The 15,026-nt window shown below is 68.7% G+C and carries 9 protein-coding genes and 1 pseudogene; 4 read left to right on the top strand and 6 right to left on the bottom strand.

The features are described from left to right. Positions 1-28: 28 nt before the first annotated feature. Both FNH09_RS01845 and FNH09_RS01840 read right to left on the bottom strand, forming a co-directional pair. On the bottom strand, positions 29-985 hold the full coding sequence (locus FNH09_RS01845; protein WP_152884333.1) for a carbohydrate ABC transporter permease: 957 nt from the start codon (positions 983-985) through the stop codon (positions 29-31). 206 nt (positions 986-1,191) lie between these two features. Further along, positions 1,192-2,559: an ABC transporter substrate-binding protein gene (locus FNH09_RS01840; RefSeq protein WP_152884331.1), complete on the bottom strand. Its 1,368-nt coding sequence runs from the start codon at positions 2,557-2,559 to the stop codon at positions 1,192-1,194. Between the two features lie 574 nt (positions 2,560-3,133). On the opposite strand from FNH09_RS01840, the gene FNH09_RS01835 reads away from it, so the two are divergent. Both FNH09_RS01835 and FNH09_RS01830 read left to right on the top strand, forming a co-directional pair. Continuing rightward, on the top strand, positions 3,134-6,067 hold the full coding sequence (locus FNH09_RS01835; RefSeq protein WP_338017431.1) for a CBM35 domain-containing protein: 2,934 nt from the start codon (positions 3,134-3,136) through the stop codon (positions 6,065-6,067). Positions 6,068-6,186: 119 nt separating this feature from the next. Continuing rightward, positions 6,187-7,245, top strand: coding sequence for a LacI family DNA-binding transcriptional regulator (locus tag FNH09_RS01830; protein ID WP_152884327.1), 1,059 nt, complete (start codon positions 6,187-6,189; stop codon positions 7,243-7,245). A 78-nt stretch (positions 7,246-7,323) separates the two neighbouring features. On the opposite strand, the gene FNH09_RS01825 is transcribed toward FNH09_RS01830, so the two are convergent. Both FNH09_RS01825 and FNH09_RS01815 read right to left on the bottom strand, forming a co-directional pair. Next, positions 7,324-10,884 carry a choice-of-anchor D domain-containing protein gene (locus FNH09_RS01825; protein WP_162467985.1) on the bottom strand — a complete coding sequence of 1,187 codons (3,561 nt, stop codon included), beginning with the start codon at positions 10,882-10,884 and terminating at the stop codon, positions 7,324-7,326. A gap of 610 nt (positions 10,885-11,494) precedes the next feature. Next, positions 11,495-12,274, bottom strand: coding sequence for a VOC family protein (locus FNH09_RS01815; RefSeq protein WP_152884325.1), 780 nt, complete (start codon positions 12,272-12,274; stop codon positions 11,495-11,497). Positions 12,275-12,441: 167 nt separating this feature from the next. Between FNH09_RS01815 and FNH09_RS01810 the strand changes: the two are divergent. Beyond that, a pseudogene (locus FNH09_RS01810) lies at positions 12,442-12,615 on the top strand (ATP-binding protein); the annotation flags it as partial. Between the two features lie 13 nt (positions 12,616-12,628). On the opposite strand, the gene FNH09_RS01805 reads toward FNH09_RS01810, so the two are convergent. Further along, the gene (locus tag FNH09_RS01805; protein ID WP_152884323.1) at positions 12,629-13,027 is read right to left on the bottom strand and encodes a YunG family protein; all 399 of its coding nucleotides are present in this window, start codon (positions 13,025-13,027) and stop codon (positions 12,629-12,631) included. Positions 13,028-13,178: 151 nt separating this feature from the next. Further along, positions 13,179-14,459, bottom strand: coding sequence for an ATP-binding protein (locus FNH09_RS01800; RefSeq protein WP_152884321.1), 1,281 nt, complete (start codon positions 14,457-14,459; stop codon positions 13,179-13,181). Positions 14,460-14,693: 234 nt separating this feature from the next. Between FNH09_RS01800 and FNH09_RS01795 the strand changes: the two genes are divergently transcribed. Then, positions 14,694-14,903 (top strand): hypothetical protein, encoded by a 210-nt coding sequence (locus FNH09_RS01795; RefSeq protein WP_152884319.1) that lies wholly within the window; start codon positions 14,694-14,696, stop codon positions 14,901-14,903. The last annotated feature ends 123 nt before the right edge of the window (positions 14,904-15,026 follow it).

Here is a 15,026-nt window from a genome sequence, read left to right as displayed (position 1 = left end):
GGGCGGTGGTGGTCATCTCGGGTTCTCCTCAGCCCCGGTCCGACGTGTCGCGGGTCAGCCGCAGGTAGCACGCGGCGAAGACGGCGAGCACGGCGAACAGCAGCACACTCATGGCGGCGGCGAGGCCGAAGTCGTTGTTGACGGCGAAGGCGTAGCGGTAGATCAGCGTCATCACCGTGATCGTGGACGGGTTGGTGAACCCCGTGAGCTGGAACGGCTCGATGAACACCTGCATGGTGGAGATGATCTGGAGCAGCAGCAGGACCAGCATGACGAACCGCATCTGCGGCAGCGTCACGTGCCGCAGCCGCGCCCAGATCCCGGCGCCGTCGAGTTCCGCCGCCTCGTACAGGTCGCCGGGGATGGACTGGAGCGCGGCCAGGTACATCAGCGTCGCACCGCCCATGTTGGCCCATGTCGACACCAGGACGAGGGAGATCATCGCCATGTGCGGCGACTGCACCCACTGCGACGTCGGCAGGTGCGCGCCCCGCAGCAGCGTGTTGAACAGCCCCTGACCGGGGTCGTAGAAGTACTGCCAGAGCATGACGCAGACGATCGGCGGCAGCATCACCGGCAGATAGACCGCGATCCGGAAGAACCCCTTGAAGTGCCGCAGTTCGTTGAGCAGGACCGCGATGACGAGAGGCACCGCGTAGCCGAACACCAGGGCGATGCCGGTGAACTCGGCGGTATTGCGCCACGCCGTCCAGAACAGCGGGTCGGCGAACAGATGGCGGTAGTTGGTCAGGCCCACCCACTCCGGGTCGGTGACGAGGTTGTCCTGCTGGAAGCTGAGGGTGATGCCGCGGACCAGCGGATACCACGAGAAGTACGCGAAGCAGAGGATGCCGCCCGCCAGGAACGCGTACGCCAGCGCGTTGTCGGCGATCTGCCGCCGCAGCCGGCCACGACGCCGCTGTCGGGGCTCGGGCGCCGCGGGGACACGCACTTCACCGGGGTGCGGCGCCAGGGACGTCGCCATAGGGGTCTCTCCTTGTTGCTCAAGTGGGTTGCCGGGCCGCCCCGGGTGGTCGGTCGGTGGCGGCGATCCGCGGGCGGCACCGCGACCGGGACGCCGTGCCGCCCGCGGGGACGGTGCCGGACCGGTGGCGGGGCGGTGTGACCGGTCCGGCGCTTCACGCCGGGTCCGGGCTCACGGCCTCGCCACCGGCCCCGGCACCTGACGGGTCACTGCGCGGCGAGCAGGGAGTCGACCTGCCGGGAGGCGTCGGAGAGCAGCTGGTCGATGTCCGCGTCCTTCTGCGTCAGGACCTTCGCCATCGCCGTGTCCAGGACGGCGTAGATCTGCTGCGCCTGCGGCGGCTCCAGCTTCAGCGGGATCTTGCCGACCGTCTCGGTGAACGGGGCGTAGTTCTCGACCGGCTCGTTCGCGTACTTCTTGTCGGCCGCCGCCCGGGTCTGCTCCGCGGCGCCGGTCCAGATGTTGGGCTCGGGCAGGCCGACCGGCTGCTTGTTCTGCGCGGCGCGCTGCTGACCCGACGTGATGCGGTCCGGGTTCTCGTACTTGAACATCACCCAGGCGAGTGCCGCCTTGGTCTGGGCGGGGGAGTTCCTCGGGTTGAACATGAAGCCGCCGCCGCCGGCCAGTGTGCCCTTGCCGTCCGGGATCGGGCCCAGGCCGTACTCCTTGGGATCGCCCTTGTACTGCGCGGCGATGGTCGGGATGTTGTCCGAGGTGGCGAGGTACATGCCCAGCTTGCCGGAACCCATCATCTGCAACAGATCGGCCCACTCCAGGAGTTGGCGTTTGCCCATCGAGTCGTCGGTCCAGCGCATGTCGTGCAGGTGCTGGAGCACCGCGCGTCCGGTGGCGTTGTCGAAGTCGGCCTTCCAGGTGCCGTCCGACTGCTGCTTCGCGACGTCGCCGCCGCGCGAGTACATCTCGGCGGTGAAGTGCCAGCCGCCGGTGTTGGACTTGCTGTAGTCGCCGTACCCGACGACCCCGCCGCCCAGCGCGGCGATCTTCTTGGCGTCCGCCCGGACCTCGTCCCACGTCGTGGGCGGCCTGTCGGGGTCGAGACCGGCCTTCTCGAACAGGTTCCGGTTGTAGACCAGCCCCATCGAGTAGTTGCCCTCGGTCACGCCGTACGTGCGGCCGGCCTTGTCCTGGAAGACCTGGCGCAGTTGCGGCTTGACCTGCTGGGCCTCGGGATAGTCCTTGAGGTAGTCCGTGATGTCGGCCGCCTGGTGCTTGGCGACGAGGCCGGCCGGGTCGGTCAGGTAGACGTAATAGGCGTTCTCCAACTGGCCGCCCGCGAGCTTGGTGGAGAAGGTCTGCGGATCCATCTGGCCCTCGTGCGGCACGACATGGATCTTCGGGTTGGCCTTCTCGAAGGCCGCCACGTCCGACAGGAAGATCTTGCGGTTGACCGGGTCGGTCTTGGCCGGCATGTCGTTCACCGTGATGGTGACGCTGCCGTCCGAGGAGGCGGAGTCGTCCGTACTGCCGCAGCCGCTCGCGGTGAGGGCGAGGGTCGCCGTGGCCGCCACGGCGACTGCGATGCGGGCTCTGCTGCCCGCCGGGAAACCGGTCATTGATTGTCCCTGGTCGTGAGGTGGGGAATTGCGGGAACTTCACTCATCCCTGGTGAGGTGACGAACAAGTTACGTGCGCACCCATCGTGGAGCAATATGTAAACCCGCATGCGCAAGGCGTCGACAACCTCTGCCAACTGGCCCGAAAATCAACGACGAAAGTCGACGCAAGAAGTCGACATGCCTGATTTGCCTGCTTGCTGCGACCTTCCGGATCAGATTTCCGGGGCAGCTCGGCGAGTTCGGGAGTGTCCCCGTATGCTCCGCGCCGCCACAGGTCGGCAGGTCAAAGGAGGAATCCGAACCGCACATGACACGGCTCGCAAAATTTCGACAGAAAACATCGAGCACGCGGCAAGTTCCGCTTGCGCGCAGGGGTGCCAACAGTCGTATCCGCGCTGGTGATTCCGGATACGAGGGCCGAGTAAGGCTGTCGGATCGCCGTCGGCGCATTTCCGGGCGCCGGTGACATGCATTGCCCGCGGGTTGACGCCGGGCTACGGTGCGCGTCACCCAACCCCGCTCTCCATCTCGTGGGAGTACCCCCATGCCTCAATTCCCGCACAACGTACGTGTGTTGTACATCAGACCGGCCGTGGTCGCGGTGGGCGTCCTCATGGCGCTGCTGTGCGCACTGGCCGGCTCGCCCCCGCCCGCGTTCGCCGCGACGTCCACCACCTACCAGGCGGAGTCGGCGGCCCTGTCCGGCGGCGCCGTCGCGGAGAGCGACCACACCGGATACACCGGCACCGGCTTCGTCGGCGGCTACACCGACACTCACAAGGGCACCGCCGCCACCACCTTCACGGTGAACGCCGCCAGCGCCGGCGCGTACGTGTCGGCACTGCGCTACGCCAACGGCTCGGGTGTGGCCCAGAGCCTGTCGGTGTACGTGCGCGGCACCAAAGCCGCCACCGTCCAACTGCCCGTCACGGCCGACTGGAACACCTGGGCCACCGTCAGCACGACGGTGAGCCTGAGCGCAGGTGACAACACGGTCGCCTACAAGTACGACAGCACCGACAGCGGCAACGTCAACCTGGACGCGATCACCGTGAGCGCCGCGCCCGCGACTCCGGCCGGCCAGTACGAGGCCGAGACCGCGGCGCTCTCCGGCGGGGCGGTCACCGAGACCGAGCACTCCGGCTACAACGGCACCGGATACGTGGGCGGTTACACCGACACCCACAAGGGCACCGCCGCGACCACCTTAACCGTCACTGCCACGGACGCCGGCACGGCGGCGGTGGGGCTGCGCTACTCGAACGGAACCGGCTCCGCGCAGACCCTCTCCGTGTACGTCAACGGCAGCAAGGCACTGACCACGTCGCTCGCCGCCACCGCCGACTGGAACACCTGGGCCGTCCGCAGCGAGAACCTGACCCTGAAGTCGGGCACCAACACCGTCGCCTACCGCTTCGACAGCACCGACAGTGGCAACGTCAACCTCGACGACATCACCGTGGAACCCGGCACGACCGACCCCACCGACCCCGGCTCGGGCGGCGCAGTGGGTCAGGCCTACGAGGCCGAGACCGCGTTCGTCACGGGCGGCCCCGCCACCGCCACGTCCCTGACCGGCTACTCCGGCACCGGATACCTCACCGGCTTCACCACCCAGGGCGCACAGACGGTCGTCGACACCTCGGTTCCGTCAGCGGGGACGTATCCCGTCGCCGTCACCTACCGCAACACCACGAGCGCCGCGCAGACCCTCTCCCTGTACCTCAACGGTGTCAAGTCGCAGCAGCTCAGCCTGCCCGCCGGCACCGGCTGGACACACGTGTCCGTCTCCGTGAAGCTGCGCACCGGACTCAACCTCGTGGGCCTGGAGACCGACGCGGGCGACACCGGCAACGTGGCGGTGGACAGCGTCTCCGTCGACGGCGGCACCGCCCTCGCGACCCAGGGCGCCACCCTGCCGTACACCGAGTACCGGGCCGCGGACGCCACCACCACCGGCACGGTCCTCGCGACCGGCACCACCTACCCGAGCATGTCCGCCGAGTCCGCCGGCCGCAGCGCGGTCAAGCTGTCGGCCACCGGCCAGTACGTGCAGATCACCCTCACAAAGCCCGCCAACGCGGTCGTCGTGCGCTACTCGATCCCCGACACGGCGTCCGGATCGGTCACCACCGCGCCCCTGTCGCTCTACGCGGGCGGCACCAAGGTCACCGACCTCCAGACCACCAACAAGTTCTCCTGGATCTACGGCCCCGGCTACTACGACACCAACACGCCCGGCTACAGCGGCGACAGCGCCGGACACCACTACTACGACGAGGTGCGCTACCTCAACACCGCCACCTGGCCCGCCGGTACCGTCCTCAAGCTCCAGAAGGACGCCGCGGACACCGCGGCCTCGTACACCGTCGACGTCATCGACATCGAACTCGTCGACTCCGCCCAAACGATGCCCGCCGGCTACGTCTCCGCCGCCGACTACGGCGTCACCCCCGGCGCCGGCGACGTGACCAGCGCGCTCAACACCGCGCTGAGCACGGCCTCCTCGGCGGGCAAGGGCCTGTGGCTGCCGTCGGGCACCTACACGATCTCCGGCCGCGTGAACCTCACGAACGTCTCCCTGCGTGGCGCCGGCCCCTGGTACACGACGCTCGTCTCCACTGCGGAGAACGGCTCGGGCGGCCTGTTCGCCGACGGCGGGCGCAACCAGATCACCGACCTGACGATCTCTGGCGACCAGACCTTCCGCAACAACGACTCGGGCGCCGCCGCGATCGAAGGCACCTTCACCTCGGGGTCCCTGATCTCGAACGTGTGGATGGAACACACCAAGGTCGGCCTGTGGGCCAACCCGGGCACGGGCCTGCTCGTCTCGGGCGTCCGCGCCCGCGACATCTTCGCCGACGGCATCCATGTCCACGGCGGCTCCACCGGCACCCGCGTCGAACAGTCCAATGTGCGCAACACGGGCGACGACAACATCGCCCTGGACACCGAGGGCGGCAACGTCACCAACAGCACCGTCTCCCACAACACCGTTCAACTCCCCATCCAGGCCAACGGCATCGGCGTGTACGGAGGAGGCGGCAACACCCTGGAGAACAACGCCGTCAGCGACACGGTCGCCTTCGGCTCCGGCATCACCGTCAGCACCTACTTCGGGCAGGGCTTCTCCGGCGCCACCGCCGTGCGGGACAACCTCCTCACCCGCTGCGGCTCGTACCACATCAACTGGTCGACGGACATCGGCGCGTTGTGGATCTACGCCGACACCGCCGACATCACCCAGCCCGTCACCGTCACCGGGAACACCATCAAGGACAGCACCTACCAGGGCGTACTCCTCAGCTACGCCAAGCAGATCAGCAACCTCACCCTCGACCACGACACCATCACCGATGCCGGCACCTACGGCTTCGACCTCAACAACGTGACCGGCGGGATGACGGTGTCCGACACCAGCGTCACCGCGAAGACCGCCGGACTCCTCAACAACGCACCCGGCTTCACCATCACCCGCGGCAGCGGCAACAGCGGGTTCTGAACCCGGAGCAACAGACTCCGAACCAGGCCGCATCGCAGCCCCCGCCGGCCTCGACCGGCGGGGGCCGACGCCCGATCCCGCCCGGAATTCGGCCCGGCACCTGCGGATACACTCCCGGCATGGCGCGCAGACTCGCAGAAGTGGCTCACCGGGTGGGTGTCAGTGAGGCGACGGTCAGCCGGGTCCTCAACGGCAAGCCGGGTGTGTCCGACGCGACCCGGCAGGCGGTCCTCACCGCCGTGGACGTGCTCGGCTACGAGCGTCCCACCCAACTGCGCGGTGTGCGAGCGCGGTTGGTGGGGCTGGTGCTGCCGGAGCTGCAGAACCCGATCTTCCCGGCGCTCGCCGAGGTCGCGGGCGGCGCGCTGGTCCAGCTCGGGTACACGCCGGTGCTGTGCACCCGTACCGCGGGCGGCCTCACCGAGGCCGAGTACGTCTCGATGCTCCTCGACCAGCACGTCTGTGGCGTCATCTTCTGCGGCGGACTGAGCGCGGAGGAGTACGCGGCGCTGCTGCGCCGCGGTGTGCCCGTGGTGCTGCTCAACGCGGCGGTCGCCCACACCGGCAGCGCGACCGACCCGACGGCGGGTTTCCCGCAAGTCTCCACCGACGACGCGGCGGCGGTCCAGCAGGCGTACGCGCACCTCACGGCCCTCGGGCACACCCGGATCGGGCTGCTGGTGGGCCCGGCGGACCACAGTCCGTCACGGCGCAAGGTGGCGGCGTTCACCAGGTTGGCGGCGCGTTCCCAGGGCGGGGACGGCGCCCGCCGCATCGGCCACGCGCTGTTCTCCTTCGAGGGCGGCCAGGCCACGGCGACGGAACTCTACGACCAGGGGGTGACGGCGCTCATCTGCGGCAGCGACATCCTCGCGCTCGGCGCGGTGCGCGCGGCCCGCCGCCGGGGGCTCGCCGTGCCGCACGACATCTCCGTCGTGGGCTACGACGACTCCGCGTTCATGAACTACACCGACCCGCCGCTGACCACACTGCGCCAGCCCATCGAGGCCATGTCCCGCGCCGCGGTCACCCTGTTGGTCAACCAGATCACCGGGGTCACGTCGACCGTGAAGGAACTCCTGCACGAGCCCGAGCTGGTCGTCAGGAACTCCACCGCGCCGCTGAGCGGACAGGCCCAACGGGGTCCGCTGCATGGCCCGTTGCGGGCACTTCCCTAGGAGGGGGCTCCGTCGAGTCGCCTTTGGTGGTCGGTGCCGCCGGGTGCGAGCGCGCCCGGCGGCACCTTCAGCGGCGGATCAGGTGTTCCAGACCTGGAACTCGGAGATCTGACCTGCCGGCCAGCCGTTGTTCGCGGTGATGTTCACCCGGAAGTACCGCTGGGTGGTCGCGGTGAACGTGAGGGTGACCGTGTTGTTGGTGGTGGGGTCGAAGGTGTACGTGGCCGAGGACTTGACGGTGCTGAAGCTCGATCCGTCGGTGCTGCCCGACAGGGACAGCGTCTGGTTGCGGGCGCCCCAGGTCGCGGGCAGCTGGAGGACGACGCGGCTCGCGCTCTGTGCGGAACCGAGGTCGACCTGCACCCACTGCGGGAAGGCGTTGTTGGCGCTCTCCCAGTAGGTGCCCTGGTTGCCGTCCGTCACGTTGGACGAGGGGTACACGTCGGTGTGGCTGGACTCGGTGGTGGCCGCCCCCGCGGCCAGGTTCTTGCTCACGGTCCCGGCGCCGGTGCCGCTCAGCGCGACCGTGGTCGTGCCGTTCGACGCGTTGGAGGCGATGCTGAGATCGCCGGTGCGGGTGCCGGACGCGGTGGGCGTGAACGTGACGGCCACCGTGCAGGAGGCCCCCGCCGCGATCGATGTTCCGCAGGTGTTGGTCTGCGAGAAGTCGCCCGTGACGGTGATGCCGGAGAGCGTCGCGGCGGCGGTGCCGGTGTTGGTCACCGTGACCGTCTTCGCGCCGCTGGCGGTGTTGAGCGCCTGGGTGGGATACGTCAACGCCGTCGGGTCGGCCGACAGGGTCGCCGACGAGGAGCCGCCGGTGCTGGGGAACACCTCGAAGTCCGACAACTGGGCGGCGTTCCAGCCCGTGTTGGCGGTGATGTTCACCCGCACGTAGCGTGCCGTGGTGGAGTTGAACGTGATGGTGACCGTGTTGTTGTTCGCGTTCGGGTCGAAGGTGTAGCCGGCCGATGCTCTGATCGTGGAGAAGGTGGAGCCGTCCGTGGATGCCTGCACCGACAGCGTCTGCGTGCGGGCCGACCACGCCGTCGCCGGCGGAAGCTTGAGCACGAGCTTGCCGACGCCGTAGTTCTGGCCGAGGTCGACCTGGGCCCACTGCGGGAACGACCCGTTCGTGCCCTCCCAGTACGTCGACGCGTCCGTGTCGGTGAGGTTCGAGGCGACGTAGGGGCTGTTGCTCGAACTCGCCGTCGCCGGGCGTCCGGCGGCGATGTTCGTGCTGCTGTCGATCCCGCTGCCGGTCAGGGCGACGGTGGTGGGGCTGTTGTTGGCGTTGCTGTTGACGGTCAGGGTGCCGGTGCGCGCGCCGCCGGTGGCGGGCTTGAATCCGACGGTCACCGTGCAGGAGGCGCCAACCGCGAGGGTGGAGCAGTTGTTGGTCTGGCTGAAGTCACCGGTGGCCGTGACGCCCGAGACGGTCGCCGACGTGGTGCCCGAGTTCGTCACCTTGACCGTCTGCGTGTCCGCCGAGGAGCCGACCACCGTGGCGGCGAAGGACAGGCTCGCCGGGTCGGTGTTCAGCACCGGGCCGGGCGCGGTGCCGGTGCCGGAAAGGGTGACGGTGTTCGTGGTGCCGCCCGCGTCGACGGTGAGCGTGCCGCCCCGGCTGCCGGTCGCCGTCGGCGCGAACTTCACGCTGACGGTGCACGAGCCGTTCGCGGCGATCGACGAACCGCAGGTGTTGGTCTGGGAGTAGTCGCCGCTGGTGGAGATCGACGAGACGGGCGCGGCGCTGCCGGTCGGGTTGGAGACCGTCACGGTCTGCGCGGCACTGGTCGAACCGGTGGGGATCGAACCGAAGTTGAGTGCCCCGGGGGTGGCCGTCACGCCCTCGGACGGGTAGGGCGGGTAGACCGGAGCCGGCCACCCTCCGCAGTACGGGGTGCCGCTGATGCCGGAGTTGCCGCCGCCGTCGGTCACCGTGAAGCTCCCGACCGAGCAGCTGTAGACCGGTGAGGAGTAACCGACGCCGGTGGCCGTGACGTTGGTGAACTTGGCCGCGCCGCCGGTCTGTTCCTGGAGGGCGAAGGTACCGGTCCCGGCGATGGTCACGTTGTTGAGGTTCACACCGCTGATGGTGCCCTCGACCCACTGGACGGCTTCGTACGGGCTCTGCTGGATCAGGGCGTTGGTCACGTTGATCGGGCCGGTGATCGCGCCCTGGCTGCCGTCGAACCACAGGGCGCCCACGCCGAACTGCCAGTTCGGGTCGAGGCTGCCGTCCCGGACCAGGGTGTTGCCGGAGATCGTGGTGGTGCCGACCGGCGTGGAGGAGAACCGCTGTCCCACGTGGATGCCGCCGCCCTGGGTGATGCCGGAGTCCACCACCCGGTTGCCGCTGACGGTGTTGTCGTGGCCGCCGTAGATCGCGATGCCGTTGGCGAGGATCTGCAGGGAGACGGTGTTGTCGGAGATCGTGTCGTTGGCGTCGGCACCGATGCCGGAGTCGGCCCAGGTGGCGATGCCGTCGTCGCCGGTGTTGCGGATGTCGCTGTTGGTCACCTTCGAGTTGGTGACCGCGCCGTGGAAGTTGATGCCGTCCGCGGTGGTGTCGCGGATGCGCATGCCGCTGAAGGTCAGCCCGTCCATCGGCCCGTCCATCCAGGCGCCGACCTTCATGTGGTCGATCCACAGGTTGGAGACGGTCGAGTTGCTCATCGCGCCGCCGACGCCGTTGACCTGGGCGCTGTCGTTGCGCTCCTGCACGTCGCCGAAGATCGCGAAGTTCTGCAGGTGCACGCCGGTGCTGGCCGAGGGCGCGGAGTTGCCGTAGAAGCCGGGGGCCGTGCCGGTGACGGTCGAGTACCACATGCCGGCGCCGGCGATGGTGACGTTGTTGACGCTGATGTGGCCTGGGACGTTGTAGGTGCCCGGCGGGATCCACACGGTGCCGCCGGGTCCTGCCGCGCTGATCGCAGCGTTGAACGCGCTGGTCGCATCGGTCGCACCGGTGGAGTCGGCGCCCTTGCTGGTCACCGACACCGCCCCCGAGGGTGCGGTCGAGGCGGCGCCGACCTGCTCGAAATCGGCGAAGTCGATCGTGTACGAGGAGGCGGTGTCGCCCGAGTCGACCTGCAGCTTGAAGGTCGTGCCCGCCGGATAGGTGGTGGCGAACAGGCGGTGGGCCTCGTCGTAGAAGTGATGCGGGTTACTGCCCGGCGTGTTGGTGAAGGGGTAGCTGCCGTAGTACCAGCTGTAGGCGTTGGTGAGGGTGAAGTCGGGCTGCTTCACGCCGTTGATGTAGAGGGACAGCGCGGCTGTGTAGACCGAGCCGCCCGAGGTGTCCGGGATGCTGTAGCGGAAGTTGATCGAGTTGGTCGCCACCGGGGTGGTGAAAGTGACGTACTGGCCGGTGCCCTTGAGGGTCGTGGCCTTGCGGTACGACGCCTCGTCGGCGAGCTCGCCCTGGGTGTAACTCGGGCCGATGGTCGTGCCGTTGGTGGCGGAGTTCTCCGCCTGCACCTCGACGTACGGCAGGCTCGCACCGCTGCCGCCGGTGGCGGAGGCCGCCGCCCAGGCGGGTTGGACGGCCAGAGCGACGATGCCGACAGCGGCCACCATCGCGGTGCTGATCACCCACACGAGGGCTCGTCTCAGATCTCGGATGGAATGGAACACTGACCACTCCTTTCATCAGGACATGCCGGATATGCCCTGCTGATACCGCCGATGGAGAAGGGACGTGACACACGGGGAGACGGAGGCAGGGGGAAGGCAGGGGGTGCCGATGACGCGAGTGGGACCGTAATCTCCTCGACAAGACTCCGCAAGAACTAGACAGAACATTGCAACAATGAAAATGTAAGCCCGCAAGATCTAATGTTTCGCCCTGAGGCCGCCTCCGCGACCGGGCCGCGCACATGGCGCTGCCGCCGGACGGGGAGTCCGGCGGCAGCGCGAAGCGGGTGGTGACGGTGCCACTGCCGAGCGTCGGATGCCGGGTACGGGCGCCCCAGGCGGCGAACGGTTGGTCAGGGAGCGGCAAACAGGGTGGGAAAGCGGGGACGAGCCAGGGCTTGCGGCCCCAGGCGCGCACACGTCCACGCGCCATGGCCGGTCACGGGCCCCGCTGCCCCAGCACGATGAGGAGGAAGGCGGTCGAAGGAGCGCTCTGAGCCGCCGGGCAGGAAGCAAGAACGGCTTCCCAGGCCACTCGCGCAAAGCACAAAGCCGCCTGCCCGCCCGGAATCCGAGCGGGCAGGTCGGGCCTATGTACGGGCTCGGCACCTCACAGGGAGGTCGGCTTGATCATGGCGAACGGTGCGCCCTGCGGATCGGCGACCACGGTCATGCGGCCGGCCATCATGTCGAACGGCGGGGCCAGCACGGTGCCGTTCGCCTTGACCAGGGCGTCCACGGTGGAGTCGACGTCGTCGACCGCGAAGTAGGTCAGCCAGTGCGCAGGGGTGCCGGGCGGGTCGTTGGCGAGCAGGGTGACGCCGCCGACGGCGCGGCCGCCCACGCGCAGTTCCCAGTAGGAGTCGGCGCCGTCCAGCGGCTGGATCTCGATGCCGAATGCTTCGCCGTAGAACGCGGTGGCGGCCGGGACGTCGCTGGTGTGCAGTTCGTTCCAGGTGAGCGCGCCCGGCTCGTTGACGATCTGGGCGCCAAAGAACTCGCCGGGCTGCCAGACACCGAACACCGCACCCTGCGGATCGGCTGCGATCAGCATCCGGCCGAGGTTGCCGACGTCCGTCGCCGGCACAAGGAGAGTGCCTCCCGCCGAGACGATGGCGTCCTGGGTGGCTTGGGCGTCGGTGCTGGCCAGGTAGCTGGTCCACACCGTCGGCGGCTCCGGCATACCTTCAGGCGCCATCGCCGGTCCGATGCCGGCCGCGGCCTTGCCGTTCAGCTCGCAGACGGCGTACCCGCCGAACTCCGCAGGGCCCGACTGCCCCTGCCAGCCCAACAGGTCGCGGTAGAAGTCCAGCGCGGCCTGCTGATCCTTGGCCATCAGATCGACCCAGCAAGGCGTTCCGGTTGCGTACGCAGTGGTGACTTCAGGCATCTCTCTCCCTCGGGAAAAGGATCTCCTCCCACCCTCTCGTCACTGACCGGCGCCGATCCATCCGACACGCCCCCACGAAGTGGCAGATTATCCGTGATTTTCCATGTTCGGGCGCTTCTGCAATAGTTTCCACCCTGCTTTCGTGTTACCGGCTTGAAGTAACTCCGACCTCGAACCTCCATCCCTCAGGATTCGATTCGATCACGCCGAAGACGCTGGCCACGGGCGCCGTCGACCGGCTCCTGCACCATGCGCACATCGTCCTGACGGAAGGCTCCTCGCTGCGGCTGACCCAGGCCACCAGCGGTCAGGGCGTCGTCCCGCTGAGCCAGCCGGGCTGACCCCGGCCCTCCATCAGACGGGCTCCGGAAGATGACCGAGGTGCTCGATGACGCGCTCACGCAGAAGGAGGTACTCCTCCCAGCGGCGCGGCAGAGGACCCGGCGGGCGCTCGACGACACGGGCAGCAGCGACGGTCTGCCCGAGCTGGAACTGCTCCCGCGTCAGGTCGAGTTCAACACCGCTGGGCAGCCGGTTCCACCAGTGGAAGCCGCGCTGGGTCCCGCCGAGGAACACCTCACCGACTATGAGATCACCGCCGAAGACGTCGTTGACGACCAAGGCCGTAATGTCACAGTGCCCCCAGGCCGGGTTGCCGGGTTGCCAGTCGGCCTGGTCATCGGGCGAGCATGTGTCGGCGGCCCAACTGGCACGCAGGGCTCTGTCGAGATCGAGCAGGCTCCAAGGGATCATGCCGCCAGCATCACAGCTACCACTGACATCGCAGATGACACAGGAGCGGATGCCGAGGCCACGGCTGCTGTCCGCGCGGCGGGGCCGGCCCAGCGCCGGCCGATGGCCACCGCCGACGCGGAGAGGGGACGGCGACGAGGTCGGGTGGGCGTCAGGTCCGAGTGTGGTGCTCGATGTCCTCGTGGAAGTCGTCCAGGGCCTGCTCGGTGACGGTGGGACGCGTGTCGGCGATCGCCGCGAGGAAGTCGTCGGTGGCGGCCGGGGTCCCGGTTCGGTGGCTGATCTCGTGTTCGAAGGCGTGTTGGGCGCCCTTGCGCGCGGCGTATTCGATGTCGGCGGGAGTGAACATCTCGCTGGCGGTGACCAGTTGGTCGATCCCGATCAGCGGGGCGGTGGGGCCGAGGTAGCGGCGCCAGATCGCCTCGCGTGCCGCGGCATCGGGCGGGCCTACCGGGATGATGTAGTCGAACCTGCCGGGGCGCAGGAATGCCGGGTCCAGACTGCGCAGGGAGTTGGTGGCGCAGACGAGCAGTCGGTCGTCGTGGTCGCGGAACGCCGGGATGAGTTTGAGGAGCTCGTTGGTGACGCCGTGTCCGGGGTCGACGGCGTGGCCGGAGCGGGCGGCTGCGATCTCCTCGACCTCGTCGATGAACAACAGGACGCTGTTCAGTTCGGCCAGGTCCGCGAACACGTCGCGCAGCGAGGCGGCCAGGGCTCCGTCGGAGTCGGCGGCCAGACGTGAGGGGAAGAGTTCCACGAACGGCCAGCCCAGGCGGGAGGCGATCGCCTTGGCGAAGGTGGTCTTGCCGGTGCCGGGCGGCCCGAACAGGATGACGGCCTTCGGGGGACGGACCCCGTAACGCTCGGCGACCTCCGGCTCGGCGAGCGGCAGAACGATGCGCTTGTCGATGGTGTCCTTGGCCTCGAACATGCCCGCCAGCTGCTCCCACAGGCCGCGCGGCAGGACCCGACCTCCGAGCTGGGCCAGCAGTCCCGCGTCCTGCGCCCCGGCGTGCTCCAGCTTCTCGTAGTAGACCTGACCGTCCAGGCGGCGGTAGCCGGAGTTCTCCAATGCAGTGGTCCCGGCCGAACCGGGGGTGAGGATCGCGCTGATCCGGCGCACTCTGCGCTCGCGCAGCCGCTGCTCGACCTGGGCGATCAGCGCACTGCCCAGTCCGCGGTTTCGCCACGCACCGGACAGGGCCGTGATCAAGATCCAGCCGCGCTCGCCCTCAGCGCGGGCCACGGCCATCCCGATCAGCTCTCCCTCCACCACCGCGACCACGGCGGGCTGGCCCGCACGGGCCGCTGCCACGACCTCGGAGACCGGGAACACGGCCAGTGACAGGTCGGCCTGCCGGCCCTGGTCCCACAATTGGATCGCCTGGTCCAGGTCGTCATCATGGAAATCCCGCAAGCGCCACACCGGCATGACCGCCTCCTCGTCCTGCAACCATGGTGTGCCTGCCACCGGCCAGAACGCCTCATCCCGGACTCCACGAGCGGCACCAACCACTCATTCGATGGCGCGCTGCGAAGCGATGCCCGATCCCGGCAAAGTGCCCTACGACTCAGAAGTGAGGCTCTCCTCGCTGGGCGGCAGCGGCCTGCTCGCTCCTGCCGCGAGAGGGTGCGCAGCCGGAATGCGCGGCGTGCAGTCAGGCCCGTGCTGCAAGAAGGTCGACACAAGGCGCTGACCACTACCGATCGGACGGGCAGCCTGCCGGATGACGTCGGCGGGAACCTGGCAGATCGGATCGAGCGGAGCCTGTCTTCGACGGCGTCGACGACCTGCGAGGTATGGGCGAGAAGCGTCATCCGCACGAAGGCGGTGATCGACAGCCCGAGCGCGTCCAGGGAGACGATCGCCGCGTAACCACTGATCACCTGAGTGACGGTGATACGAACTCACGCCTCCGGTCACCGAGGCCGCCCCACTGTTGGGCACGCATAATCACGGGCGGCCCGTCTCCCGCGCCGCTAACCTCCACGGAGTGCC

Origin of the sequence: Streptomyces adustus, assembly GCF_009377175.1 — a bacterium.
GTDB lineage: Bacteria > Actinomycetota > Actinomycetes > Streptomycetales > Streptomycetaceae > Streptomyces > Streptomyces adustus.
The sequence above is the reverse complement of the archived record's forward strand: the minus strand, read 5'-3'. Positions and strand labels throughout refer to the sequence as shown.

Excerpts from the sequence above, each read along its gene's own strand:
- FNH09_RS01845 (WP_152884333.1), bottom strand. The coding sequence starts at position 985 with ATGGCGACGTCCCTGGCGCCGCACCCCGGTGAAGTGCGTGTCCCCGCG.
- FNH09_RS01840 (WP_152884331.1), bottom strand. The coding sequence starts at position 2,559 with ATGACCGGTTTCCCGGCGGGCAGCAGAGCCCGCATCGCAGTCGCCGTG.
- FNH09_RS01830 (WP_152884327.1), top strand. The coding sequence starts at position 6,187 with ATGGCGCGCAGACTCGCAGAAGTGGCTCACCGGGTGGGTGTCAGTGAG.
- FNH09_RS01815 (WP_152884325.1), bottom strand. The coding sequence starts at position 12,274 with ATGCCTGAAGTCACCACTGCGTACGCAACCGGAACGCCTTGCTGGGTC.
- FNH09_RS01805 (WP_152884323.1), bottom strand. The coding sequence starts at position 13,027 with ATGATCCCTTGGAGCCTGCTCGATCTCGACAGAGCCCTGCGTGCCAGT.
- FNH09_RS01800 (WP_152884321.1), bottom strand. The coding sequence starts at position 14,459 with ATGCCGGTGTGGCGCTTGCGGGATTTCCATGATGACGACCTGGACCAG.